Source organism: Psychrobacter sp. KCTC 72983 (assembly GCF_014280455.1).
GTDB lineage: Bacteria > Pseudomonadota > Gammaproteobacteria > Pseudomonadales > Moraxellaceae > Psychrobacter > Psychrobacter pacificensis.
Map to the genome: position 1 here is coordinate 2,308,151 of NZ_CP060390.1, position 25,815 is coordinate 2,333,965.

25 protein-coding genes are annotated in these 25,815 nt (G+C 43.9%); 12 read left to right on the plus strand and 13 right to left on the minus strand.

Annotated features, from left to right (window positions below; genetic code table 11):
- The first annotated feature begins 42 nt into the window (after positions 1 to 42).
- The 4 genes from PSBA01_RS09925 to PSBA01_RS09940 all read left to right on the plus strand — a co-directional run bounded on the left by PSBA01_RS09925 (position 43) and on the right by PSBA01_RS09940 (position 3,349).
- Positions 43 to 933 carry a LysR family transcriptional regulator gene (locus PSBA01_RS09925; protein WP_228724559.1) on the plus strand — a complete coding sequence of 297 codons (891 nt, stop codon included), beginning with the start codon at positions 43 to 45 and terminating at the stop codon, positions 931 to 933.
- A 39-nt stretch (positions 934 to 972) separates the two neighbouring features.
- Positions 973 to 1,383, plus strand: coding sequence for a DUF2177 family protein (locus PSBA01_RS09930; protein ID WP_071001940.1), 411 nt, complete (start codon positions 973 to 975; stop codon positions 1,381 to 1,383).
- 154 nt (positions 1,384 to 1,537) lie between these two features.
- Complete coding sequence (locus tag PSBA01_RS09935; RefSeq protein ID WP_071001939.1) at positions 1,538 to 2,089, plus strand: acyl-CoA thioesterase; 552 nt, start codon at positions 1,538 to 1,540, stop codon at positions 2,087 to 2,089.
- A 171-nt stretch (positions 2,090 to 2,260) separates the two neighbouring features.
- Complete coding sequence (locus PSBA01_RS09940; protein ID WP_186474182.1) at positions 2,261 to 3,349, plus strand: cation diffusion facilitator family transporter; 1,089 nt, start codon at positions 2,261 to 2,263, stop codon at positions 3,347 to 3,349.
- 189 nt (positions 3,350 to 3,538) lie between these two features.
- Here the strand turns inward: PSBA01_RS09940 and dps are convergent, their stop codons facing one another.
- On the minus strand, positions 3,539 to 4,021 hold the full coding sequence (gene dps / locus PSBA01_RS09945; RefSeq protein ID WP_093068787.1) for a DNA starvation/stationary phase protection protein Dps: 483 nt from the start codon (positions 4,019 to 4,021) through the stop codon (positions 3,539 to 3,541).
- A 455-nt stretch (positions 4,022 to 4,476) separates the two neighbouring features.
- Here dps and uvrB point away from each other — a divergent pair, with 455 nt between their 5' ends.
- The 3 genes from uvrB to PSBA01_RS09960 all read left to right on the plus strand — a co-directional run bounded on the left by uvrB (position 4,477) and on the right by PSBA01_RS09960 (position 7,635).
- Entirely contained in the window at positions 4,477 to 6,588 is a 2,112-nt protein-coding gene (gene uvrB / locus PSBA01_RS09950; RefSeq protein ID WP_186474183.1) for an excinuclease ABC subunit UvrB, read from the plus strand.
- 180 nt (positions 6,589 to 6,768) lie between these two features.
- Positions 6,769 to 7,041: a hypothetical protein gene (locus PSBA01_RS09955; RefSeq protein WP_228724560.1), complete on the plus strand. Its 273-nt coding sequence runs from the start codon at positions 6,769 to 6,771 to the stop codon at positions 7,039 to 7,041.
- Between the two features lie 216 nt (positions 7,042 to 7,257).
- Positions 7,258 to 7,635 carry a hypothetical protein gene (locus PSBA01_RS09960; RefSeq protein WP_058025107.1) on the plus strand — a complete coding sequence of 126 codons (378 nt, stop codon included), beginning with the start codon at positions 7,258 to 7,260 and terminating at the stop codon, positions 7,633 to 7,635.
- Between the two features lie 122 nt (positions 7,636 to 7,757).
- Here the strand turns inward: PSBA01_RS09960 and PSBA01_RS09965 are convergent, their stop codons facing one another.
- Positions 7,758 to 8,147 carry a hypothetical protein gene (locus tag PSBA01_RS09965; protein ID WP_071001935.1) on the minus strand — a complete coding sequence of 130 codons (390 nt, stop codon included), beginning with the start codon at positions 8,145 to 8,147 and terminating at the stop codon, positions 7,758 to 7,760.
- Positions 8,148 to 8,328: 181 nt separating this feature from the next.
- Positions 8,329 to 8,844: a hypothetical protein gene (locus tag PSBA01_RS09970; protein WP_186474184.1), complete on the minus strand. Its 516-nt coding sequence runs from the start codon at positions 8,842 to 8,844 to the stop codon at positions 8,329 to 8,331.
- Between the two features lie 353 nt (positions 8,845 to 9,197).
- Here PSBA01_RS09970 and recJ point away from each other — a divergent pair, with 353 nt between their 5' ends.
- Complete coding sequence (recJ, locus tag PSBA01_RS09975) at positions 9,198 to 11,039, plus strand: single-stranded-DNA-specific exonuclease RecJ (RefSeq protein WP_186474185.1); 1,842 nt, start codon at positions 9,198 to 9,200, stop codon at positions 11,037 to 11,039.
- A gap of 68 nt (positions 11,040 to 11,107) precedes the next feature.
- Here the strand turns inward: recJ and PSBA01_RS09980 are convergent, their stop codons facing one another.
- From PSBA01_RS09980 to PSBA01_RS10010, 7 genes are all read right to left on the minus strand, one after another.
- Positions 11,108 to 11,773 (minus strand): trimeric intracellular cation channel family protein, encoded by a 666-nt coding sequence (locus PSBA01_RS09980; RefSeq protein ID WP_186474186.1) that lies wholly within the window; start codon positions 11,771 to 11,773, stop codon positions 11,108 to 11,110.
- Positions 11,774 to 11,844: 71 nt separating this feature from the next.
- Entirely contained in the window at positions 11,845 to 12,480 is a 636-nt protein-coding gene (locus PSBA01_RS09985) for a trimeric intracellular cation channel family protein (RefSeq protein ID WP_186474187.1), read from the minus strand.
- 102 nt (positions 12,481 to 12,582) lie between these two features.
- The gene (locus tag PSBA01_RS09990; RefSeq protein WP_186474188.1) at positions 12,583 to 13,695 is read right to left on the minus strand and encodes a multidrug resistance efflux transporter family protein; all 1,113 of its coding nucleotides are present in this window, start codon (positions 13,693 to 13,695) and stop codon (positions 12,583 to 12,585) included.
- A 98-nt stretch (positions 13,696 to 13,793) separates the two neighbouring features.
- The gene (gene queE, locus PSBA01_RS09995) at positions 13,794 to 14,525 is read right to left on the minus strand and encodes a 7-carboxy-7-deazaguanine synthase QueE (RefSeq protein ID WP_093068799.1); all 732 of its coding nucleotides are present in this window, start codon (positions 14,523 to 14,525) and stop codon (positions 13,794 to 13,796) included.
- Positions 14,526 to 14,770: 245 nt separating this feature from the next.
- Positions 14,771 to 15,592, minus strand: a complete 822-nt coding sequence (dapD, locus tag PSBA01_RS10000; RefSeq protein ID WP_186474190.1) for a 2,3,4,5-tetrahydropyridine-2,6-dicarboxylate N-succinyltransferase — start codon at positions 15,590 to 15,592, stop codon at positions 14,771 to 14,773.
- Positions 15,593 to 15,839: 247 nt separating this feature from the next.
- Positions 15,840 to 16,796, minus strand: a complete 957-nt coding sequence (locus PSBA01_RS10005; RefSeq protein WP_186474192.1) for an alpha/beta fold hydrolase — start codon at positions 16,794 to 16,796, stop codon at positions 15,840 to 15,842.
- A gap of 365 nt (positions 16,797 to 17,161) precedes the next feature.
- Positions 17,162 to 18,046, minus strand: a complete 885-nt coding sequence (locus tag PSBA01_RS10010; RefSeq protein ID WP_186474194.1) for a LysR family transcriptional regulator — start codon at positions 18,044 to 18,046, stop codon at positions 17,162 to 17,164.
- Positions 18,047 to 18,210: 164 nt separating this feature from the next.
- On the opposite strand from PSBA01_RS10010, the gene PSBA01_RS10015 reads away from it, so the two are divergent.
- The gene (locus tag PSBA01_RS10015) at positions 18,211 to 19,350 is read left to right on the plus strand and encodes an alkene reductase (protein WP_058025279.1); all 1,140 of its coding nucleotides are present in this window, start codon (positions 18,211 to 18,213) and stop codon (positions 19,348 to 19,350) included.
- Here the strand turns inward: PSBA01_RS10015 and PSBA01_RS13300 are convergent, their stop codons facing one another.
- Positions 19,351 to 19,677, minus strand: a complete 327-nt coding sequence (locus PSBA01_RS13300; RefSeq protein WP_228724561.1) for a hypothetical protein — start codon at positions 19,675 to 19,677, stop codon at positions 19,351 to 19,353.
- Positions 19,678 to 20,235: 558 nt separating this feature from the next.
- Here PSBA01_RS13300 and PSBA01_RS10025 point away from each other — a divergent pair.
- From PSBA01_RS10025 to PSBA01_RS10035, 3 genes are read left to right on the plus strand one after another with little or no spacing between them, the layout of a single operon-like run.
- Complete coding sequence (locus PSBA01_RS10025) at positions 20,236 to 21,255, plus strand: TAXI family TRAP transporter solute-binding subunit (protein ID WP_075106641.1); 1,020 nt, start codon at positions 20,236 to 20,238, stop codon at positions 21,253 to 21,255.
- Complete coding sequence (locus PSBA01_RS10030; protein ID WP_071001924.1) at positions 21,233 to 21,793, plus strand: DUF1850 domain-containing protein; 561 nt, start codon at positions 21,233 to 21,235, stop codon at positions 21,791 to 21,793. The genes PSBA01_RS10025 and PSBA01_RS10030 overlap by 23 nt, the downstream gene beginning before the upstream one ends.
- Positions 21,765 to 23,807: a TRAP transporter permease gene (locus tag PSBA01_RS10035; RefSeq protein WP_222436678.1), complete on the plus strand. Its 2,043-nt coding sequence runs from the start codon at positions 21,765 to 21,767 to the stop codon at positions 23,805 to 23,807. The genes PSBA01_RS10030 and PSBA01_RS10035 overlap by 29 nt, the downstream gene beginning before the upstream one ends.
- A gap of 136 nt (positions 23,808 to 23,943) precedes the next feature.
- Here the strand turns inward: PSBA01_RS10035 and lipA are convergent, their stop codons facing one another.
- Together lipA and PSBA01_RS10045 are read right to left on the minus strand one after the other, a co-directional pair.
- A complete protein-coding gene (lipA, locus tag PSBA01_RS10040; RefSeq protein ID WP_186474195.1) occupies positions 23,944 to 24,987 on the minus strand; it encodes a lipoyl synthase in 1,044 nt (347 codons plus the stop codon).
- A gap of 117 nt (positions 24,988 to 25,104) precedes the next feature.
- A complete protein-coding gene (locus PSBA01_RS10045) occupies positions 25,105 to 25,515 on the minus strand; it encodes a carboxymuconolactone decarboxylase family protein (RefSeq protein ID WP_186474196.1) in 411 nt (136 codons plus the stop codon).
- Positions 25,516 to 25,815: the final 300 nt, after the last annotated feature.

Sequence of the window (25,815 nt, forward strand, 5' to 3'; positions counted from 1 at the left end):
CACAAATGACAAAATACCTTTGTTAATTTTGTAAAGGTCATCATGATGATGGGACATGCTAAAACAGAAGATATAGAGATATTTTTGACCGTAGTGGATACGGGCAGTTTTACTGGCGCTGCCAACTTGCTGAATCAGCAAGTCGCTAAAGTATCTCGTGCGGTGTCCAGACTCGAAGATACGCTGCAATGCACGCTATTAAATAGAACGACACGGCGCTTAGAGCTGACGGAGGAAGGACATGTCTTTATTAGATATGCGCGTGAGAGTTTAAATACGTTATATACCGGTGAAGAGGCAATTAAGCTGTTAAAACAAGCGCCGAGTGGGCATCTACGAATTGACGCTGCGAGTCCGTTTGTATTGCATCAGCTGACGCCTTTGGTTGGTGAGTTTGTGCAGCAGTATCCGCATATTACGCTTGATTTGACCTCGCATGACAATATCATCGACTTGCTTGAGCATAAGACGGATCTGGCTATCAGAATTGGCGATTTAAAAGACTCAAACTTGCATGCGCGTCTATTGGGTAAAAGTCAGCTGCGGCTAGTAGTCAGTCCTGAATATTTATATCAGCATAATGAAGTAGCTCATATTAATGATTTAAGCACTCATAAATTAATTGGCTTTAACGATGCGTCAAAGCTAAATAGCTGGCCACTAAAAACACCAGTGAAACTGAACTTTCATATGACTGGCAGTAGCGGCGAGACTTTGCGTCAGCTGTGTTTAAATCATCAAGGTATCGCTTTACTGTCAAATTTTATGATTGGTGACGATTTGAAATCTGGACGATTGGTTGAGGTGTTGCCTGAGGCTATAGTAACACCAAACAATCGCGAATCCATACAGGCGGTCTATTACAAAAACAGTGCCGTATCATCGCGTATTTTAGCATTTTTAGATTTTATTCAGCCACGACTGACATTATAAGTTTTATCCGTTTTTATTCATTTTATAAGGGGTATTATCATGGGTTACGTTTTTATTTATCTTGCCGCGGTGGTTATCTTTCTAGGAGTGGATGCTGTTTGGCTGACGACCATGAAAGGGGCTTTTTATGAGTCGCGCATCGGTCATCTATTGGCGGATGAGCCTAACATGATGGCAGCTGGTATCTTTTATATGTTTTATATCTTGGCACTCTGCATATTGATTCTATATCCACAAATCAAAGCAGGTGCATCAGTTGGTCATATTTTCTTACTTGGTGGTTTGATTGGTCTAATGGCCTACGGTACATATGACTTTACTAACTTGGCACTATACAAGGGCTTTACGCTAGATACAGCGCTCGTTGACTTTGTATGGGGCGGTGTTTTAACGGGCTCAGTCAGCGCGATTGTCGCTTGGCTGGCTTATCGTTTTCATTGGTTGAGCTAACCAAGATCGCCCTTATTCATAAAAGCTGGCCCTATATAGCTCTAATTTACATAACCTAGACCGATTAGAGACACAGGGCTGTTTGCGCTATTTGGTGCCCTACTGTATAAATGGTAGGCACAACAAATAAGTGTCAAACCATTTAAGGAACGTTATGCCGCAATACAATACCAGCTCGACTGCCAAAAAAGCCCCACTGAATCATGAACTATATATGTCGATATTGATGACGCCTGATATGGCAAATTTTATCGGTAATGTCCATGGCGGTGATTTGCTAAAGATGCTCGATCAGGTCGCTTACGCTTGTGCCAGTCGTTATAGTGGTAGCTATGTCGTGACATTGTCCGTGGACCAAGTTATGTTTCGTGAGCCTATTTATGTGGGCGAATTAGTAACCTTTGCAGCCAGTGTCAATCATGTGGGAAATACCTCAATGGAGATTGGCATTCGTGTTGAGGCAGAAGATGTGCGTGCTCGTACCGTGCGCCATACCAATAGCTGCTATTTTACAATGGTTGCTATCGATGATAATGGCAAGCCAACTCCTGTCCCTCCGCTTGTCATCAAAAATAAATTACAGCAATGCCGAGCAGATGCAGCGATAGAGCGAAAAAAACTGCGTATGGAAAGCGCACATCGTCCCAGTTGTGATATTGAAAGCTTGAATCAAAATTTTGGCGAGCCTGAAGATATTGCCAAATAGAGTCACTAGATCTGGTTATCAGATGTTGATGATATAACGGCCTTACGCTACAACGACTCACTAAAAAGACACTGATATTGTAAAGCGCTTACTTTAAGCTGATAGGTATTTCAAGCCATTCGTCCATGGTGAATATATTCACTATCAACATGTTATTCCAGTGAGTTTAGTATGAGTCTAAAGCCATCCGTTGGTAATCCCCAACATCATTCGTCAGCTTCTTCTAAAGTGCCGAGTCATCGTGCGCGCGGTGCTAGCAGTCTGCAGACCCCAAATGATTCCGAGTTAAAGCATGTCCTAAATCAGAGTCCTGAAACCAACGATGAGCACTCAGGCTCGCTCATTACGGTGTTGATTGCCGTTGGTGCCAATGTCATTATCGCGATTGCAAAAACCGTGGCTGCCTTTATGACAGGATCTGCTTCCATGATTGCTGAAGCGGCGCATTCATGGGCAGATGCGGGCAATGGTACGTTGCTCATTGTCGCCGAAAAAAAATCTGTTAAACCTGCTGATAAGAGCCATCCATTAGGCTATGGCAAAGAATCCTATGTCTGGTCAATGATTGCTGCTTTTGGTGTATTTACGGCAGGCTCGATTGTGTCTATTTATACGGGTATTAAGGAGTGGAACGCTACTGAATCTGAGACCAATTATACGATTGCTTTTATCGTTTTAGCAGTTGCCTTTGTGCTTGAGGGGTTTTCGCTGGTTCAGGCTTATAGACAGAGTAAAAAGCACGGCGAAGCATTAGATGTGAGTGCGCTTGGTTATGTGGTAGATACCTCTAATCCTACCTTGCGCGGTGTGTTTTTTGAGGATTTAGCTGCCGTTATTGGCTTGGTGGTTGCCGCCGCCGCTATGGGCATGCATGCCTATACTGGAGAGGCTTATTGGGATGCGCTTGGTTCTATCATTGTAGGCTTATTACTGGGGGTGGTCGCGATATTTTTGATTAGCCGTAACCGTGATTTTTTGGTGGGGTATAGAGTCACTGACCATATGCACGAATACGTCTTGAGCGAACTGCTAAATCATCCAGATATCGATAGTGTGTCCTATCTACACCTAGAGTGGGTTGGTCCTAAAAAGATCTTTATGGTCGCCGCAGTGGATATCGCAGGCAATCAGAAAGAAGAACATGTCGCTCAAAAGTTTGAGGAGGTTGAAAACTTGTTCCGAGATAACCCTGTATTCCAAGAGGCAATTTTGACACTATCGGCACCAAATGCTGATATTCTGAAATTAGAAGATATTTGAGCTATAAAGCAAGTCAATAAAGGAGAATACAGTAGACGGATTCATTGACAGCAGGTAGATTGTTAAATATTCGATACGTCATTCATTGTGTAAGACACAAAAAAGTGTAAGGCACAAAAAAGCCGTCAATAATGACGGCTTTTTTTATTCGTAATTATGAGTCTAAAACACCCATTAATTCACGGATACTTATTTCTTTGGCGCATTCGCACCGATGAACCAAGCATCTTTATCGATGATGCGACTAGCTTCAGTGAATAGGTCGGCGGTATCTTCATCACCAGCTTCGCCAGCAGTAGCAATGGCTTCTCTTAATGCCTCTGCTACTTTTTTGTAGCGGTTAGTTAGCTCGCGTACGTGTTGATCTACTTCAGTAATATCAGTTGGGTAATCATCTAAGATAGACTCTTTTACCACACGACTTGCCAGACCGTTTGGTTGACCACCCAAAATCACAATACGCTCAGCAATAGTATCTGATACTTCAAGGATACGATCTGATGTTTCGTCTAACAACTGATGCACACCGATGAAACCAGTACCTTGTAGGTTCCAATGACACTGTTTGCCATCTAGGGTTAGATCAATAACGTTTGCCAAGTTAGCATTTAACAAATCAATCATTTGTTTTGCGGTATCGTCTGAAATTCCACTTGCGTAACGTTCTCTCATATTTTACTCCGTTATTTATTTAAAATTATTATATTGAATGAAAATCTCAATGTATTGTTATTAGTGTTTTACTCTTACCTGATGACAATCAATCCAAAATAAATATCAGAAATATCTCTATCTACCGGCTGATAAGTCACCTGCTTGTTAATTCATGATCGATAATAACAGCTTAAATCGATGTTGGAACCCCTCAGTGTTAGGCTTTGTTAGGTGGTCGTGTAACGGGTTTGTTAACCGTGAAAATCTTTGTAAATTTATCAAAGTCTATGTGCGTTTTTTATAACAACGGCAGGTTTATTTATCGATAAATAGTATCTTTACAGACTTATATTTTGTGTAGCGCGATATGGCAATATGTATAAGATAAGACTTGTCATTATCCGTTAAAAAGCCTTTAAAAACCGCTGCTCAGACTCCATATTGTTATAAACTTTAATAAGAAGAAAATTACTATGAGAATGCCTGAACCGCGCTCATCGCGTCAGTTAAACCAATTGGCCGCTCAGCTCCAAGGCGAAGCTGAAATCAGTGGTGTCAATGCGTCTGGAACGAAAATATCCAGCCGTGCCTTTGAGATGGTCACCGATTTTGAGCCAGCAGGCGATCAGCCGCAAGCCATCGAAAAGCTGGTCAAAGGTATTGACTCTGGTATGGATGAACAGCTATTGCTAGGTGTGACGGGCTCTGGTAAAACTTATACCATGGCTAAGGTCATCTCTGAATGTCAGCGCCCAACCATCATCATGGCGCATAATAAGACCCTTGCCGCGCAGCTATATGGCGAGTTTAAGTCGTTTTTCCCAAACAATGCGGTTGAGTATTTTGTCAGTTATTATGACTACTATCAGCCAGAGGCCTATGTCGCTGCTAGCGATACCTTTATCGAAAAGGACAGCGCCATCAATGATCACATTGATCAGATGCGTTTGTCTGCCACTCGTGCACTACTTGAGCGTCGTGATGCGATTATCGTTGCATCGGTATCGTGTATTTATGGCTTGGGTGATCCAGAAAGTTATTTAAAAATGCTATTGCATGTGGTGGTTGGTGATCAGATAGACCGTACCGCAACTATTAAGCGTTTGGTTGAAATGCAATACACCCGTAACGAGTTAGATTTTGGCCGTGGTACTTATCGTTTGCGTGGTGAACTGCTAGATATCTATCCTGCTGAGTCTGAGCAACTGGCGGTACGTGTGCATTTGTTTGACAATGAAGTGGAGAAAATCACGTGGTTTGATCCGTTAACGGGCAAGACCGTACGTAGTGTGCCGCGTATTACCATTTATCCAAAATCACATTATGTGACGCCGCGCAATAAGTTAGAAGCGGCCAGTGAAACCATACGCGCTGAGCTTGAGTCGCGTTTGGAGTATTTTCGCGAAAACAACAAGCTGATTGAAGCACAGCGTCTCAAAGAGCGTACCCAGTATGATCTTGAGATGATTCAGCAGCTTGGCTACTGTAATGGTATCGAAAACTACTCACAGCATCTCTCTGGTCGTCCATCAGGGGAAGCGCCGCCGACGTTGTTTGATTACATTCCAGAAGATGCTCTGCTGTTCATCGACGAGTCACACGTGACCGTCTCTCAGATCGGTGCAATGTATAAAGGGGATAGATCACGCAAAGAGAACTTGGTCAACTATGGCTTTCGTCTGCCAAGTGCGATGAACAACCGCCCGATGAAGTTTGAAGAATGGGAGCGCATTAAGCCCAAAACCATTTATGTCAGTGCCACGCCAGCGCTGTATGAGCTTGAACATAGTGAGCAGGTGGTAGAGCAGGTTGTACGTCCAACGGGTCTGATTGATCCTGAGATCGAGATACGTCCGGTCTTGACACAGGTCGATGATGTGCTGTCTGAGATTACCAAACGCCGTGAAAAAGACGAGCGCGTATTGATTACCACCCTGACTAAGCGCATGTCAGAGGACTTGACCAGCTATCTAAAAGAATATGGTGTCAAGGTCGCTTATCTGCATTCAGATATCGACACGGTAGAGCGTATGGAGATCATTCATGAGCTACGTACTGGTAAGTATGATGTGTTGGTCGGCATTAACTTGCTGCGCGAAGGTTTGGATATGCCTGAGGTCTCATTGGTGGCGATATTCGACGCAGATAAAGAAGGGTTTTTGCGTTCTGAGCGTTCACTTATTCAGACCATTGGTCGTGCAGCACGTCATTTGAACGGCAAGGCCATTCTCTATGCAGATAGCATTACTCCAAGTATGCAAAAGGCGATAGATGAGACAGAACGTCGCCGCGACAAACAGATTGCTTTTAACCTTGAGCATAATATTACGCCAAAAGGCGCGCGCCGTAGCATCACTGATAAGATTGATACAGGCGAAAGCCTAGATGCCAATGACAATCAGGCTATCCCAGTCAAGAGCAATTTGCCTGATGTCGATATCAATATCTTGCGTAGTCCTGATTTATTGGCCAAAGAAATCAAACGTCTTGAGAAGCAAATGCAGCAAATGTCGCGTGATTTGAAATTTGAAGAGGCGGCGAAGACCCGCGATAAAGTGCTGGAGCTTAAAGCACATTTGAGCTGATTGTCTGTATTAAATAATATAAAAAATGGGGTGCGCACTGAGCACCTCATTTTTTTGGTCTATTCGATAAGAGGGCGCTGACAAAGATTGGAATAGAACCCAGTGCCACTTACCATATCGGTATCAATCTTATAATTCATACAGCATTCCAAAGCATTGACTCATGATGGGTTCGGTAGTTTGCCATATGCAGCGGAGTTTTTGGAATCGACACAATTTAGGCGTATTGTTTATGGTGCTTACCAATATCTATCCTCACAAGCCAGCTTTATATTTCATGAAATAAAGGGAGACGTACAAACCTATATCAACAGAATGCGCGAGTATGGTATTGCGGTTGGTCGCGAGTTTTCGCCCATCACAGGTTTCAATCGTCTAACGCTTGGCAGACCTGATGAGATGGCAGTATTCGTTGAGGTGCTCAAATCATTTCGTGAACAAGGCTGGGTTTAATCACTATAAATAGGATAGTGTCATGATAAGACTTGAGGCAAGCTCTTTATTTTTACCAACATCAAACGCAGTTTTACATATCGCACCTTAAAAAATTTCTCTCTATCTTATAGAATAGCCGTATAAAGCATGATTTGCTCAGCACATAGATAAAAGCTGTGTTGTAGAAGTAGGCATGCTCATGTATTTTATAATTATAAAGTTAGGGAAGTACTTATGTTTGATATCAAGTCGTTTTTTAAGCGGGAAGTAGAAAAAAAGCTTATCAACGTGGACGATTATATTTTTATGCCTGAGCGGGTAGAGATGGAGCTTGAAGGTGGGCAACTAAACTGTGTGTTAAATAGTGATGGGCGTGTGGATATTTTTTATAGCAAGGAAGGGGTAACTGAGGTTGGTTCAGCGTCACGCAAGCATCCTTTTACTGCATTTGAAAAAGAGCTGTATCATGGTATTTATGATGATGTTATTACCGAATTAGTAAAAGAGGTGGATAAAATTATTGATGGCTCCTCTAAGTATTTCCGGCGCAGCCAGACATTGCCTTTTACAGCTGCTCTATCCCAAAACCCAGCTGATTCAAACAAATTTTAGGCAAATGCGATAACGTAAGTAGGTAGTAAGTAGGTAGATAGTATAAAGCGTCAAAAAAAGGGGAGTGCTATTGGTAGCGTACCCCTTTTTTCGTGACGTTTTTTATTTATTAATATTGTGCTCTATTTGACAAAACTGGCATAGCAGCTTTGAAGCGATTTGGCGACAACTCTAGTGACCAGTTGAGCGCGATACTGAGAATCGATAGCGGCATTACCCAATTCAACGATGGTCACTTGCTGCGGGGCTTGCTCACTCACGCAACCACAAACGTTACTTTTAACAGACTCTTGCTGCGCTTCCGTCATGGCGACACTTGCAACACGCCAAGCGGTTTGTTTTTCAATTTGGCTACGGCATTGGTTGTCGATCGCCGCTTTAAAGACATTCATGCCAATCTCATTTGCGGTACCAATTGCTGTGCCTGTGCCGTCATTTGTAGCACCCGTCGTGGTGCAGCCTGCTAGCGCGACAGTAGCCAGCATAACGGTCGATGCCAAAAGTTTTTTCATAAGTGAATCCTTTAAGGTATTTGATAATCTCTAAAGTGCTATATTATCAGTAAAATATAGTAATGGCATCATTAACCCGTCGCCTGAGACAGTCTACAATGCGCTTACTCACAAAAAAGCCAGCTAAAAAATCTCATAGCTGGCCTTATGGATATATGGATATGGCGTTGCCTAATGTTTATTAGACATTTTTACCATGTTGTTTTTGCTGAATGTCTTTTGCAAGCTTATAGCATTCGTTGATATGGTCAGTAGCGATTTTCTTAAAAATCGTATAACCCATGGTCGCAGCAACCAGTTGACCGCCTAATGGGACAAATTTGGTGACTTGTTTGGCGGCGATACGACCACCAAAGCCTTGAATGGTTTTCTTAACGATACCACGCGTTGCCATCAATCCTGCAAAATCTACAGTGCGATCTTTGACAGCACTCCAATGCACTTCGCGTGACTGAAGATCGATTGCTGACTGACGGTCTTCAATCAAACCAAAACGTTCGCTGATCTCAGGGAGCAATTGCGTCAGCATACCAGCATCAACCGCCACATCAAAGAACGGTACAGGCACGATGGCAACACCAGCAGATATTCTGGCGCGTTTTTTTACCATGTCGAGGCATTCTTTTTTGACTTTATCAAGATCTAAGCTAGGATCGATCGTATTTGGTAGTTTTTCAGCAGCTGGTGTGGTTTTCATAAAGTATCCTTATAAATAGTTAAAATATTGATGATGTAACCGTCAATAATTAGCAAGTCTCTCAGTTGTTTACTATTCTATGAATTTATAGGCGCCATACAATCATTGCTTTGTAGCAAAATGCAGAAAAGTACGGTCACTATGCATCCTTTTTGTAAGTAAGAGATCATATGAGGAGTAGGAGCTTAGTTGCCAGTAACAAGCTGGATGAGATGAACTACTACGCCGTGATAGATTCTACTAAGCGACAGATTGAGGTGATGTATTTTGTGAATAAGTACAATATAAATGGCTACACAGCGACAATATAAATTGTCGTTGTGACCCTGCCTTAAAGGCAGTAAAATACGCTCATGCTAAATTTAACCCCCCGTAATACCAGCACTCGCATTGACGAGTTGCCCGCCGCGTTGCAACCACTTGCCGCCCAATCATTGACGCTTGCTCGCTTATATGCAGGCCGAGGTATCACTGCACCTGATGAGCTGGAGACTGGTTTATCTGGTCTGTTGCCTGCTGACATGCTGCACGGTATCACTGAAGCCGTGCGTCTATTGGACATCGCTATTGATGACGGTCAGCGTATCCTTATCGTTGGTGACTTTGACTGTGATGGCGCAACCAGTACCGCGCTGATGATGCGCGCACTCACAAAGATGGGGGCAGTCGTCGATTTTTTGGTGCCCGATCGTTTTAAATATGGTTATGGGCTAACGCCAGAGATTGTCGAATTGGGCATCGAAACCTATCAGCCGGACGTGATAGTGACGGTCGATAACGGTATCTCCAGTCATGAAGGTGTGGCGCGCGCCCAAGCAGATGGTATTACGGTAATTATCACGGACCATCATCTCACGACCAAAGAGACACCACCTGCTGAAGCCGTCGTCAATCCCAATCAGCTTGATTGCAATTTCACCAGTAAAGCACTGGTCGGGGTAGGGGTCGCGTTTTATGTGCTCGGACGATTGGCAAAGCTGCGCCGCGACGCTGGCAAGTCTACGGTACAGGTTAGTCAGTATTTAGATTTGGTAGCGCTTGGTACGATCGCAGATGTCGGCGTACTCGATAAAAACAATCGTATCTTGGTCCATCACGGACTATCTGCTATTCGTCAAGGTCGCTGTTGTATGGGTATATTGGCGCTACTTGAGCAAGCAGGCCGTGACCCCAAGCAATTACACGCACAGGATTTTGGCTTTGTGTTAGGGCCACGTATCAATGCGGCTGGACGTATGGATAATATGCGTATCGGGATTGAGTGCCTATTGACCGAAGACTGGAGCACCGCCCAGCGTTTGGCGCAAGAGCTTGAGCAACTAAACCGTACACGCCGTCATGTAGAAGGCGAGATGCGTGCGCAGGCAGATAGTATTGTACAGACATTGGCTACTGAAACTGATATTGAGGTCGATGAAAATACAAGCGACAGTGGCGATGACCTCATTACTCAAGAAGTTAATACTCAATTTGCCACTACTCATAAGACAAGCCATACAGACACTCGTAGTATCGTTCTGTATCAGGATGATTGGCATCAAGGCGTGATTGGTATTGTCGCTGGACGTTTAAAAGAGAGTCATTACCTACCTAGCATTGTTTTTGCGCCAGCAGATACAGAGCAGACTGGTGAAGACGATGCGATTAAGGGATCAGCACGGTCAATTGCTGGCGTGCATATTCGTGATGCGATTGAGCAAGTCGCCGAGCGTCAGCCTGATCTCATCAGTCATTTTGGTGGTCACGCGATGGCAGCAGGTCTGACCCTAAAGCGTCGTAATTTTGAGCCATTTGTCGACGCCTTTAATGAGGTGATGGCACAAATGGATGATGACGTGTTTGCAGAGCAGAAATTCACTGATGGACCTTTGCAAGCGGGAGATTTTAGCTTGTGGTTTGCTGAACATTTAGCAGATGCTAGCATTTGGGGTCATGGATTTGCACCGCCGATATTTGACGGTGTGTTTGAGGTATTGAGTTTTAAGATATTAAAAGACAAGCATCTTAAACTATCGCTGCGTTATCCAGACGTCCAATATCCAATCGAGGCAATCTGTTTTAACTTTGATAATGAGGCTTGGGATTACCGTGCCAAAAAAGTGCATTTACTATTTCAGCTAGATATCAATGAATGGAATGGCAAACAAAGCTTACAGCTGATGGTAAAAGACTTGGCTGTGGTAGAGCAGGGTTAAGGCTTAAATGCTATCAGTACAGTCAAGTTTGAGTGTACTGATACTATTTGCTACTTTTTGACTTAACATCAGTACTTCCACTCAAGAGTGGGGAACTGCCAATCATAACGAATAGCCAGCATACGCAAGGTAAAAATCGTACTCATCGCAGAAACATCAGCAACCCAATCGGTAACGCCTAAGTTCTTTAGAGCAAAGTATAGAATACCCCCAGTTAACGCCGCAGTGATATAAATCTCTTGCTGCAATACCAGTGGAATCTCATTACAAATCATATCGCGAATGATGCCACCAACGATGATGGTGATCACGCCCAATAACAGTGCCACTGGCACATTGGTACCCATACTATCAGCGACTTTGATACCGATGAGCGTAAAGGCAGATAGACCGATGGTATCGGACAGTTTGAGGAACTTGTCTACTCGTCTTGAGTTTGGATGAAAAAATATCTGCATGGCTAGGGAAGAGATCGTAATGAGCGTCAGATAGCTCATATCTACCATCCAAAACAGCGGATGACGATCCAAAATCACATCGCGTACGGTGCCGCCACCGATGGCTGTGACAATAGACACCAGCAAGCAACCAAAGACATCAAAGTTCTTATGCTTGGCTAGTATCGTCCCTGAAACGCTACAGGCGATAATCCCAATCATATCAAAAAAATAGATCAAAGAGCGCGGATCAAAAGTCGTGATTAGGACAGCAGGATCTAATACGATAGCCAACATAAGCCATTCTCACTATTTTTGATGATTGTCAGCTTTTATGTACAAAAAGCATTGCATTTTTGATCAGCTATTTAAGCAATCAAACGGATAGAGGGCAAATGCCAGTCGAATCTGAGCGCCAGCATACGCACGGCAAAGATGACAAAGAGCATAATAAACTCATTGATGCCAGCGCTGACACCGACATACTGTAGGCATAAATACGTTACAGATCCTGCGATACTGGCCGTGATATAAATCTCACGCTGCAATACGAGCGGTATCTCATTACAGATAATATCACGGAGCATCCCACCAATAATGGCTGTCCAGACGCCCATCATGATAGCAATAAGAGGTGACATACCTTGGGTCAATGCGACCTTAAAGCCAATCACGCTAAATGCCGCGAGACCAATGGCATCGAAAAGCTTAAGCGCATTGTCGATCTTGTGATATAGATGAAAGAATATTTGTAATATAAGGGATGTCACGGTAATGACGATCACATAGTTGAGATCCGTCATCCAAAATAGTGGGTGACGATCTAGTGCCATGTCACGTAGCGTACCGCCGCCAATCGCGTTGACCATCGAGACCAATATACAACCAGCAATATCAAAGCCTTTGTGCTGAGCGAGCAATGTCCCTGCAATCGCGCAGGCGATGATACCCACCATGTCCAATAAATATAATAGAATATCAGGAAAAATTAAATCATTAACCATGGTTATATTGCCAAATATTGAACATCAAAATGATGGAGTTTTTGTTTTGAATAATGAATTTTTGGCTGATGTAAAAAACTCAGCGCATCGTTAGAGCGTCATTTAGCCATCTTTTGCAAACAGTATCAAGCCAATGATAATCAGTACAATACCGACCAGACCTAAGGCTGAGGGTAGTGGATTTCCCAGCAGGATCATACCACCAATCAAAGCAAAAATGATTTCACTGGCTTGGGTCGAGTCAACGCCCGCGACCTCACTTGAGGTCACCGCGTGCTCACGCGCATATAAAAACAGACTGGTCGCGGCCACCCCTGATAACAAGGCGACCAGTAGCGTGTTAAACACCTGCGCGCTGCCAGGTAACTTAGGGCGTACTACCAACCCTAAGACAACCCAGAACGGGAAACTCCCGACGGTCATCAACCACACTTTGTTAAAGGCATTTTGTAACAGATCCGTCTCGATAACAGGAATACGTCTGATCAGGGTTTGCAGTGTGGAGTTGTTCGCAGTATCACGGTCAGCGCTATGCGTATCAGTAGCATTGTGGGCACTGGCCAATAGCGCTGTTTCTGCACGCATCGGCTGCGAGTGGTGCTCACTATCTTGATGCCTATCTTGGTGTCTAGCTTTATGCTGTTTCGCATTGTAAGAGGCCTGCCAAACCAACTGATTGCCAATAGGATAGCTAAACGCCGCGATCAGTGCTGGCAGCGCGCCATACAGTAGCATTTGCGTCAGTGGTATGGCATTGGCATCACTAGGCGCGTGCAAACCTTCACTGACGTTGACCAGTACCACGCCTACGAAGACAATCAGGGCATAAAAAATGAATTTTTTATCAAAGCGTTGTCCGAATGCCAGTAAGACAAGCAAACTGGTCACGACGGTAAACATAAAGGTCGCCGCCACAACCCAACCACTGGCGTGATCACCTGCATAACAGATGCCAGTATAAAACACGCCGAAGCCAATACTACCAGTAATGCACCAGAAACCTATATGTTGACGAAAAATCGCCCAAAGCTCTTCGATGCGTCCCATACCGTGTTGAACAGCAATCATTGCCGTCAGTAGTAGTAGCACAAATACGTAGCGCAAGCTCGCTGACCAAAACCAATGCCCACCAGCAGCGCTCATCAGCTCATTTAATACAAAGGTTGAGCTAAAAAATGCACCTGACAGTAGTCCTAGCAAGATCAGCCGAATCATGTTTCCTCCTTGAAAGTACGTGCCTGTATATGGATTTGTATTTATATTTATTGTTCTAAATGGATGTTCTATCAGTGACTAGCGTATGGTTTGTCTTTTTATTTGCCTTTGGCATCTGCCCAAATAATTTTGTGTAGTTGCAGCTGAAAACGAACGGGCAAGGCATCTGCCAGCATCCATTCAGCAAGCTCTCTTGCCAACACAGGTACCTCAGGGCTGAGCGCTTCATCGACATCATCTGCCACGTTGAACATCGGCGAAAACCAAACGGTACCGACCAATTCATTTAACTTATGCTCGACTAATTTTTCTTTTGCCCAGTCATAATCTGTGCGGTTCATGATGACAAACTTGATCTGATCGTGCTCGGTGAGATGATCGAGATTTGACCATAAGTTTTTGTCCACTTCGCCTGAGCTTGGTGTTTTGAGATCCATCACTTTGCTGACGGCTGGTGGTACATTTTGCACCGAGAGCGCGCCCGCTGTCTCAAGGGATATCTCATAGCCATCGCTGAGCAAGCGTTTCATCAACTCAATCGCATTTGGCTGTGCTAATGGCTCACCGCCAGTCAGGCAAATGCGCTTACATGGATAGTTTTTGATCGTGTCTATGATGGTTTCTAATGACTGACGCTCGCCGCCCGTAAAGGCATATTCGGTATCACAGTAGACGCAGCGCAGCGGACAGCCCGTTAGACGTACAAATATCGTCGGCAAGCCAGAAGTCAGGGCCTCACCTTGTAGGGAATAGAAAATCTCAGTCAAACGTAACCCCGCTTCAGGGTCAGTGACGGGGATAGCGGCGGTGCGCAATAGTGATTCACTCATAATATGTCAAATACAGTTAAAGGTTGATAAGGCGATGGAGCGGTTATCAATCGTAATAAAGAAGAAGGCAGGCTGTGGTATTTGTCGTTTTATGTTTGGATAAAACAAAACCAAAAAACGGATTATAACGCAACGCTCTGCATTAGGGTGCAAAAAAGACGCTGAAGTTTTCTTCAGCGTCTTTAGTAACTATGATTTATCGACGTCCGTACCGTTCGGGTACGAGGCTATAAATATTAAAAATACTAGTCTAAACGTAATAGCTCATTCACAGCAGTTTTTGCACGCGTTTGCGCGTCTACCTTTTTCACGATGATAGCAGCGTACAAGCTGTGTGTGCCGTCTTCTGATGGTAAGCTACCTGGTACGACAACAGAGCCTGCTGGTACACGGCCACGATGGATCTCGCCAGTCTCACGGTCATAGATGCGTGTAGATTGACCGATATAGACGCCCATAGAGATGACAGCGCCTTCTTCGACGATCACGCCTTCAACGATTTCAGAGCGCGCACCGATAAAGCAGTTGTCTTCGATGATGGTTGGGTTGGCTTGTAATGGCTCTAAAACACCGCCGATACCAACGCCGCCTGATAAATGCACGTTTTTACCAATTTGTGCACATGAGCCAACGGTCGCCCACGTATCAACCATCGCGCCTTGATCGACGTACGCGCCAATGTTGACGTATGATGGCATGAGTACCGCACCTGCTGCGATATATGAACCTTTGCGAGCAACGGCTGGTGGTACCACACGGACGCCTGCTTCTTTGAACTGTGCTTCGGTCCAATCTGCAAATTTCGTCGGCACTTTGTCATAAAACTGTACATGCTCACCCGCTGGCATCGCATAGTTGTCGTTCAGGCGGAACGATAATAGTACTGCTTTTTTGGCCCACTGATTGACGACCCATTCGCCATCTTTCTTTTCGGCAACGCGTAGGCTGCCATTATCTAGCTGCTCAAGTACTTGCTCAATCGCGTCACGCACGTCTTGTGGCATGTTGCTTGGGCTGTATTCGTTGCGGTTTTCAAAAGCTTGTTCGATGGTTTGTTGTAATGACATAAAGATTCCTAAAATAAGTAAAAGGGAGAGGTGACTCGTATTTATAGTGACATAACTTGGGCGGACCGGCTTAAAATACAATACTTGTAAAATATGGACGATTGTACAAGATAACTGGGCCAAAAAACTTGCTTGCCATATTGTCGCTAATTTGACCACTTTTAGCAAACAAGTTCAGTATTTCATTGTGGCAGTGCTCGAGAAGAAGCGCTCACAAGACTGCTCAAGATGAATTGTTTATCGTGCTTTAAGCGCCTGGTGCAATGTTTTTTATCCACGCTAAAATGTCTTGATAAACCGTTTGATTGTCTGTCTCGTGCAATACTTCATGGCGCATATTGGGATACAGTTGAATGTCAACATGGTTAAATTTTTGTTTATGTAGGCGTTTGACCACGCGGCGAATACCGCGTCCCATGTTACCAATAGGATCATCTTCACCGCTGATAAATAGCATTGGGAAGTTTTTGGCAATGGTGGTGGCCCAGCCTTTATTTAGTCCAGTATCCATCAAAGTAAATAATGTCATAAAGCCATTATTGGTAAAGTCAAAACCAGTCTTTGGATCAGCTTCATAGGCTTCAATATTTGCAGTATTTTCACTCAACCAAGCAAACTTCGATGATGCGGTGCGATCCTTTAGTTGACTGTTCAATACCTTATTCATGGTATTGGCAAGTACTGAGTTCGGCTGTCTAGGTGCTACTTTTGCCAATACTTTATTGATAGGTAGCAAAACTTTGGTCAATGGATTGACGTCTGCTGAACCCATCAATATCGCTCCAGTGAAATTATGCGCATGATGCTTAAGTACGTTACGCACGATAAACGAGCCCATGGAGTGGCCCATCACAAAATGCGGTACATCGGGGTGACGTGCTTTTAGGCTATCTGCCATGACAATCACATCTTTTAACAGCGACTGCACGGGATGCTCTTCACCAAAAAACCCTAAATCTGCTTCGGTTTTGATGGTTTGACCATGACCAAGATGATCATAGGTTGCAACAGCGATGCCATTGTCCGCCAAGAACTGTGCAAAATCTGCATAGCGACCACTGTGCTCTGCCATCCCATGCACAATCAATAGCGTCGCGCTGATGGCAATATTTTTGTCACTTGGCTCAAAAAAGTTGTGGTGTAAGTAGTGAGTGTTGTCGGAGGAGAGAATTTTATCATTACTGGTATCGAGAGTGTTACTCATATAAGCTTCCTTGACAGGTTTTAATGGTCTATAGTCAATCCACTATAAAAGCGTTACAGCGTTAACCTTGCTTGAATTATGACAGATACATCTGCACTCGGCTGCCTTGTACCGCTCTTAAATTGGATCAACTATATGTTTTTTATGGATCGTTATTTCAAAAATGTCGATCAGTTAGGTGGCGTCGTTATGATTTTATTTTACTAGGCGCTGATTGGTCGACCATTTTACCTTATTTTTTTGTGTTGCGTGACAGGGTAATGAAATCTATATTTGCTAGCACCATTTAACGACAAAAATGAATGTGATCAATATTCTCTACGCCATTTTTAAGTGGGATTGACTATATTAACTACTCCTACCCATTATAAATCTCGTAATTGCTCGATTAGCCAACGGTGAATGCCACTGTCATTGGTACGTGGATGCCAAGCGGCTATTATCTTAAAGGTAGGCGGTAGGGCTTCTACTTTAAGCGCTTTAACTTTACTGTTTGGCAGTAGTCGCACGGGATAAAAGGCAATCATGTCAGTGGTATGCAAAATATCTGGCACAGCTGAAAAGCTAGGCACTGACATCACAATGTTTCGCTTAAGCCCTTTTTCGGCAAACCACTGATCATGAGAACCGCGTAAGTTGGCACGCGAAGGCGATACCACCAGCTGCGGGTGTGCTGCAATTTGTGCCAGTGTTAACACCTTTGTTGCGAACTCGTTTTTATAACCTGTAATGCATAAATGTTGTTCTTCAAACAAAGTGACATAAGATAAATTATCAGGGATAAACTCTGGAAAGGTAAGCAGTAAATCAAGTTCGCCTGCCGCAATAAGCTGATTGATGTTGTCTGAGGCAAAATCTCGCACTATCAATTTTAAGTTAGGCGCTTCACGGCGCGTTAGATTAAACAACTGCGGTAATAATGCCTGCGTCGCATAATCGGTCACACTAATCGTAAAAACACCTTTATAGGTTTGCGGCGTAAACACATCCGGCTCCAAGAGCACCTCTAACTGTCTTAATATATCGTTAATAGGTTGCTGCATCGATAGTGCTTTTGGTGTGGGCACCATGCTATTTCCTTGACGGATAAACAGACGATCATCAAATAGATCACGTAGCTTACGCAGCTGCTCACTGATAGCTTGTTGGGTTAAGCCCATTTTGCGTGCAACTTTTGATAGGTTCTTTAGATCAAGCAATGCCTGTAGCACTCTGAGCTGTTTGATATCAAGCCGATTTATACCATTCATCATCTGTACCATTAATAATTGTATCTTCAACAAGAAAACGTTGTTTCTAATTGTACCTCTAAAACTTTATGATTACTCATATTACTTAAGTGATCAATCAAACCTTAAAACAACGGATAAATTTCAAGTAATAAGCCTATCTGTTTGCTATAAAAGAGAATGTTATGAAACAAACTATTCCTAATACCAGTGCACTGTTTTCGCCTGTAAAACTTGGGCCTTATACGCTTAAAAATCGTATTGTGATGCCACCGTTGACGCGCTCTCGTAGCACGCAACCTGGCAATATTCCTAATGATTTAATGGCAAGTTATTATGCCCAGCGTGCTTCTGCAGGCTTTATGGTGACGGAGGGGACACAGATCGAACCCAGAGGCCAAGGTTATGCATGGACGCCAGGTATTCATACGCAAGCACAAATTGAAGGCTGGAAAAAAATCACGCAAGCGGTACATGCCAAGGGCGGTATTATTTTTGCTCAGCTATGGCACGTTGGCCGTGTGTCTCATACTAGCTTACAACCCAACCAAAATCAGCCTGTAGCGCCCTCTGCTATTACTGCTGATAATGTCAAAGTATTCATTGAAACAGGTCCAGGCGAAGGTGCTTTAGCTGATCCAAGTGAGCCGCGGGCACTGAGCACAGAAGAGGTGAGCGAGTTGATAACGATGTACGCTCAAGCCGCTCGCAACGCCTTAGAAGCGGGTTTTGATGGGGTAGAGCTGCACTGTGCCAATGGTTATTTAGTGAACCAGTTTATCTCTGAGCATAGCAATAAACGTGATGACCAGTATGGTGGCTCGCTAGCGAATCGTTTGCGGTTCCTAAAAGAAGTGGTTGCTGCTGTCAGTGATGTGGTCGGTGCTGATCGTTTAGGCGTCCGTTTTGCGCCTTTGTTTGCTAGTACCGGTGAGGATCGTGTGTACTTAGGGCTGGTAGAATCAGATCCTCATCATACTTATATTGAAGCGGTTAAAGTACTTGAGAAAGCGGGCATCGCTTATTTGTCCATTGCAGAAGCTGATTGGGATAGTGCACCTAATTTACCAGAGCCCTTTTATCAAGCGGTTAGAGCTGAGTTTTCAGGACGTATTATTTATGCGGGAAAATACACTGTAGAGAAATCGCTCAATATGTTATCTAAAGGTTATGGTGATTTATTTGCTTTTGGTCGTCCTTTTATTGCTAATCCTGATTTACCAGAGCGCATAGCTCATCATTGGCCGCTCAATGAGGTAGATCCAGCCACAATGTATGGTGGCACGGAAATAGGCTATAGCGATTATCCTTATTATCAAAAGTAGCTATTGAAAACATAAGGCCATTCGTGGCCTTATTTTTTTATAAAGTGAATACTGGATTATGAAAATAATCGAAAATGGCGTAGATAATCTTAGGGCGTGTTGAACATTGGCGACAAATTTATGACCTTGACCATGCCGCGTCAGAAAAGCAACCGTTACGCCTTCTAATTCACCCAAAACAATGTCATCGGATGGAATGCCATAAGGGGTCTGTATCGTCACGCTGCGCTTATTAGTCAGTGCTTGGACCTGATACAAGCCACTACCACCAATGATGGCAATGTCAGCAGACAACGATTGCAGCGCCTCTGTTGTAGATGTTGTCATAAAAATTATCCAAGTTGAGTCATAAAAAATAATGATTTCGGTTCATATAATGAAGCATTTGTCGGCTTACGTAAAACGTGCTCTAGACAAAGCCAATGAATAAATATCCAGTCAAAATATAGCAAAATCAGAGTGGTAATAAAAATAAATCAAAATATAGTTGATCCAATTTAAGAGCGGTACAAGGCAACCGAGTGCAGATGTATATGTCATACTTCAAGCGAGGTTAACGCTGTAACGCTTTTATAGTGGATTGACTATATACAGCGTAATGCATGCACATAAACCGTGATAAAGGTTTACAACAGCATCGAAATTTGGTTAAATAAAGTTGAAACTAAGTTTCACATAGCGAAACAATATAAGTTTTGGCTATTATAAAAGATGCAAGGATTTTCTCAAAAAGCCTGAAATATAAGGCATTGAAAGCAAAAGAGAAAACAGTCTTTGGTTTATTTATCACAAAAATTGCTATATTATTACTCAGGTGTAACGGATTAATACCTATAGATTAATGCCGTTTATTGTATTAAATCGATTATTTCAAGGATGAACTCAATGCTCACTTCTCTAAAATCTCCCTTACTTTTTTCAGCGATATTAAGTGCCATGCTAGGTTTAACCGCCTGCTCGTCGCCAAGCTCAGAAGGCAATGAGACGGCTGCTGCGGATAGTACGTCAGCTGATGCGGCTACCGATACACTCGATACTAAGTTCCTAACCATTGCCACAGGCGGTGCGTCTGGCCCTTATAACATCATCGGCACTGCATTGTCCGAAGTCTATGTAAAAAACTTTGGGGTCAACTCAAAGACACAAACCACGGGCGCATCGGTCGAAAACGTCAATCTATTGACCCAAGGCAAAGTCGATATGGTCTTGGCGCTCAGTGATGTGGTCACGGACGCGGTCGAAGGCAAAAATAACTTTGATAAGCCCATTACCAACATTCAGCAGATTGCAGTCTTGTACCCGAACGTGGTGCAAATCGTGACGACAAAAGACTCTGGTATCAAAAATATTGAAGATTTGAGAGGCAAGCGTATTGCCGTTGGCGATCAAGGCTCTGGTACGGAAGTCAATGCTCGAACGCTACTAGAAGGCTTTGGTATCACCTATGATGACATCACTGTTGATTACTTGGGCTTTGCTGAAGCAGCTGATGGTATGAAAGCGGGCAAGATTGAAGCCGCATTCTTTAGTAGTGGTCTGCCAAACTCGTCATTGATGGAGCTAGAGCAAGGTTTAGATTTGCAGTTGGTTACTATCGATCAAGACAAGCTAAAAGAAATCATTGCAACCAAGCCTTACTTCAAAACCTTTGAAATCCCTGCTGGAACGTATGGCAATGATGCTGCGATTCCAACTGCTGCAATCATGAATGCATTATTGGTGAGCTCTGATCTGTCTGAATCTGATGGCTACAAATTGACTAAGGCGTTATTTGATAATCTGGACGGTCTAAAAACAGCACACCAAGCAGCCAACGATATCAGTCTAGAGACGGCTAGTGAAGGTATGGTCGCTCCAATTCATCCTGGCGCTAAAAAGTACTATGACGAACAAGCAGCCAAATAATTTATTATGGTTATCGACTGGCGCAGCATGTATTGCAGCGCTGGTTTTTTTGACCCTATGGATAGGTGTCGCGCGTCAGTCTGTGGTCGAGGTTCGCGTTGCAATAGAGGGTAGCGACGACAAGGTATGTTATTTCACTGACCCTGACTTTCAGCTGCGCTGGATACATTCTGTAGAAAAGCAGTGGTGGGAAGAGCAGTACCAACGCATAGAAAAAAGCAGCACAGAAGACGCTATGCTACTCCTCACCACCACATACTTTGAAGCATTTGGTGCTGGTACGCCTTCGACCGAACCCCTTGCACCCATACAAAAACCTGGCTATCTGGGTTATCAAGTCAATGAAAAACTACCTAGCCTAAATTGGGTAGTCTCTAGACTGACCAAAGGCGAGATCGATTATACTGGTCACCGTTTTTTGATTCATCAGTGGGTGCCAGATTATTCTGAAGTGGTGATCATGCCTAAGACGTATGGTTTAATTGATAGATTTAAAAAGGACTTGTGTCATGAACTCCCAAGTGACGGATCACGGTAGCGTGAATACCACGCCAGATGCCAATGTTGATAAAGATGCTGATGCAGATGCGATCAACAAAGCAGTACTGGAAAAATATGACCGAGAGTCAATCACACGTCATATTACGCAAGGACCAGTAAAGTATTTCATTGCTGGTATTTGTATACTCTATTCACTTTTTCATCTTTATATTACCTTTAACCCGATGCCTGCATTGCTACAGCGCTCTGTACACGTCGGTGTTGGTTTTGCCTTAATTTTCTTGATTTTTCCCGCCAGTAAAAATAGCAGTCGCAGTCGAGTCGCTTGGTATGACTGGATTTGGTTTTTATTATCTTTGTCCGGTATGAGCTATTTGATCTACGAATATCAGGATATTGTGACCTCACGTGGTGGCATGGCAAATCCGCTTGATGTGATATTTTCACTGATTACCGTGGTCTGTGTGCTAGAAGGCAGTCGCCGTATCACCGGTTGGATTTTGCCAATATTGGCAGGGATGTTTTTGGCCTATCCGTTTGTCAGTCACATGGATTTTATGCCTGATAGATTGCTGACCCGACCTTATGACATGGGCGATATTTTTGGTCAATTATTCCTAAAAACCGAAGGTCTTTATTCTGTTGCAATTGGCGCGTCAGTGACCTTTATCTTTTTGTTCATTCTCTTTGGTGCGTTCTTAGCACGCTCAGGGATGGGACAGCTGTTTAATGATTTGGCATTAGCCATCGCAGGTCACAAAAAAGGCGGACCTGCAAAAGTCGCGGTCATCTCTAGTGGCTTTATGGGCAGTATCAATGGTTCTGCATTATCAAACGTGGTAAGTACGGGTGCCTTTACCATTCCATTGATGAAAAAGGTTGGTTATCATAAAGATTTTGCAGGCGCGGTTGAGGCCAGTGCCTCGGTTGGCGGACAGATTTTGCCACCGATTATGGGAGCCAGTGCGTTCATTATGGCGGAGACCACAGGCCTGCCGTATAGCACGATTGCGCTTGCCGCTTTGTTGCCTGCGATATTGTACTACTTAGGGGTCATTGCACAAGTGCACTTCCGCGCTGGACGTCGTGACCTAAAAGGTATCGCCAAAGAGAGCTTACCCGCGGTAAAAGAAGTGTTAAAAGCTCGAGGTCACATGCTATTGCCGATCGTCTTTTTGATTTTCTTATTAATCAGAAATGTACCTGTGGGTTATGCCGCCGCTTATACGATTGGTTTTACCGTATTAATCAGTATGCTACGTGCTGAGACGCGCATGAGCTTCTCTGATATTTTGGGTGCATTAGAAGACGGTGCGCGCCAGTCGCTCGCGGTTATGGCAGCTTGTGCGGTCGTTGGTATTATCATCGGCGTCGTGAGTTTGACCAGCTTTGGTACAGTAATGACATCTTCTATCGTGACCTTAGGCGCAGGATCATTATTCTTTACGCTTATTTTGACGATGTTAGCTTCAATGGTCTTGGGCATGGGGCTACCCTCTATCCCTGCCTATATCATCACCGCGACCATGGCTGCTCCAGCATTGGCAGGGTTTGATATTCCAATCTTGTCAGCGCACATGTTTGTATTCTACTTCGGTATCTTTGCCAATATTACCCCGCCTGTGTGTCTAGCAGCCTTTGCTGGTGCAGGTATATCTGGTGGCGATCCGATGAAAACAGGGTTCTTGTCGCTCAAACTGGCACTTGCCGGATTCATCGTACCGTTTATGTTTATTTATAGTCCGACGATGCTCATGATAGATCCAACTGGTCTGGCAGTTACGGCGAAAGACTTCCCGCTACCGCCTATTTTGGATATTATCACAGTCGTTGTGACCTCAGTGACAGGTGTGATTGCATTAAGCTCAGCGCTTGAGGGGTACTTCAGAGGTGAGATGAATACCATAACCCGTATCATCTTAGCGATTGGTGCCTTGTTATTGATTTATCCTGAGTTGATGACAGGTATCGTAGGCGGTGTGATTGTACTTGGTATTGCGGTATTCAATATAAAAACAGCTGGAAAGCCAACGCCAACTTTAACCGTGTAAAGCATTGGGTTTAATCCTTCGTAAGTCTAACAAAGCTAAAAAAAGGGTGAATAACAAATCTGTTATTCACCCTTTTATATTTTTAGCTATTATCTTTAGTACTTTGATATTGGTTTAACAATAATCAAATCAGCAATTAGCAGCCAAGCTTACCTTCCGCTTCTAATGCTTTTTTGCTGCGGATGGGGGCTGGGCAATCTTCGCCATAGTACTGACGATCAGCAAAGTAGCTTGAGCGTACCATTGGACCGGCCCAAATGCTAAAGAAGCCAATCTTTTTGCCGTAATCCATATAGCGTTGGAACTCGTCTGGATGGACATAACGGTCAACAGGGGCATGGTTCTTACTAGGCTGTAGATACTGACCAATCGTGATCATATCGACATCATGCGCTTTTAGATCATCAAGTAGGGCATATACCTCTTCTTCTGTCTCGCCAAGACCAACCATAAAGCCGCATTTGGTCGCGATATCAGGACGACGCTCTTTATAAATCTTAAGCAAGTCGAGTGAATGCTGATAATCAGAACCTGGACGGAAGGCTTTGTATAGACGTGGCACGGTTTCAATATTGTGGTTAAACACATCTGGCGCAGTCTCTGTCAGTAAGTCTAACGCAATATCCATACGACCACGGAAATCGGGTACTAGGATTTCAATTAAGCAGTTTGGGCTAAGCGCTCTTGACTCGTTTAGCACTTCTACAAAATGTCCAGCACCGCCATCTTTTAGATCATCGCGATCAACAGACGTAATCACGGCGTATTTAAGACCCAAGCCTTGAATGGTCTCAGCGGTATGACGTGGCTCATCCTTGTCTAGCTCGTTCGGGCGACCATGACCGACATCACAGAACGGACAGCGGCGAGTACAGATATCACCCATAATCATAAAGGTGGCGGTGCCGTCACCAAAGCACTGCGCAAGATTCGGGCAAGCAGCTTCTTCACAAACAGTATAGAGCTTTTGTTCGCGTAGTTTGGCTTTGATACGCGCCACCTCGGCAGGTGAGGACATTTTTACTCGAATCCAATCCGGCTTTTTCTTCGCTTCGACTGTCGGGATTACTTTAATTGGGATGCGGGCGACTTTATCGTAGCCACGCAGCTTTTCACCTTGAATGGCTTTTTTTGGTTTTACTCTTGGCGCAGGAATATGGGTTTGTACGGCAGTAGTCATAATCAATGATCTCTTAACCCTTTATAGTATAAGGGTTTATGGAATTATCAGCATGCTTTATAGGTGTCTTTATTATAACAGATATTGCGCTCAGGGTTTATTATTCAACCTTTTGTGCTATGGCTTTTTGTTTAAGTTGTCAATATCTATACCCATCTCATTAAACACTTCGATAGCCGCGCGAAACGCTTCTTGCGTGGCAGGTGCGCCGCAGTATGGGAGGCTATGCATCAGCACTTCGCGAATCTCAGCGACGCTAGCGCCATTGTTGATGGCACCTCGGATATGTCCTTTTAACTCATTTGGGCTTTTTTGCGCAATTAAAAAAGCAATGGTAATCAGTGAGCGATATTTGCGTGGTAGTACTGACTCATCTTGCCATGTGCTGCCCCACGCGTGCTCTATAATCCAGTCTTGCAGCGGCTGAGTAAATCCAGTCGCCGTATCAAGCGAGCGTTTGACATGTGCTTCACCCATCACTTCTGTGCGTACCCTGAGGCCATTATCATAGTTGGTGTTGCTATCCATATTGGCTGTCCTTTGATGTCTTATAGAAATGTCTGATAAAAGCGTATAACAGTCATATGGTGTCTGCGCACTCATAAAGCAAGTTTTTATCAATCAGTGCAGGTACGTAAATACGAGCGATTATAAGGTGTGCAATCATATTATTGATGGGACTATTTTTATAATAAATGTTGGATATGGCCTTACTATGAGCCTTTTGAAGGCTCAGCCATTAACATTTAGAGCGTTTTAAGCTATGATTGCACGGATAATTATTTTCTATAGTATATAGACGCAGGCGGTCATGCTGACTACCCACGT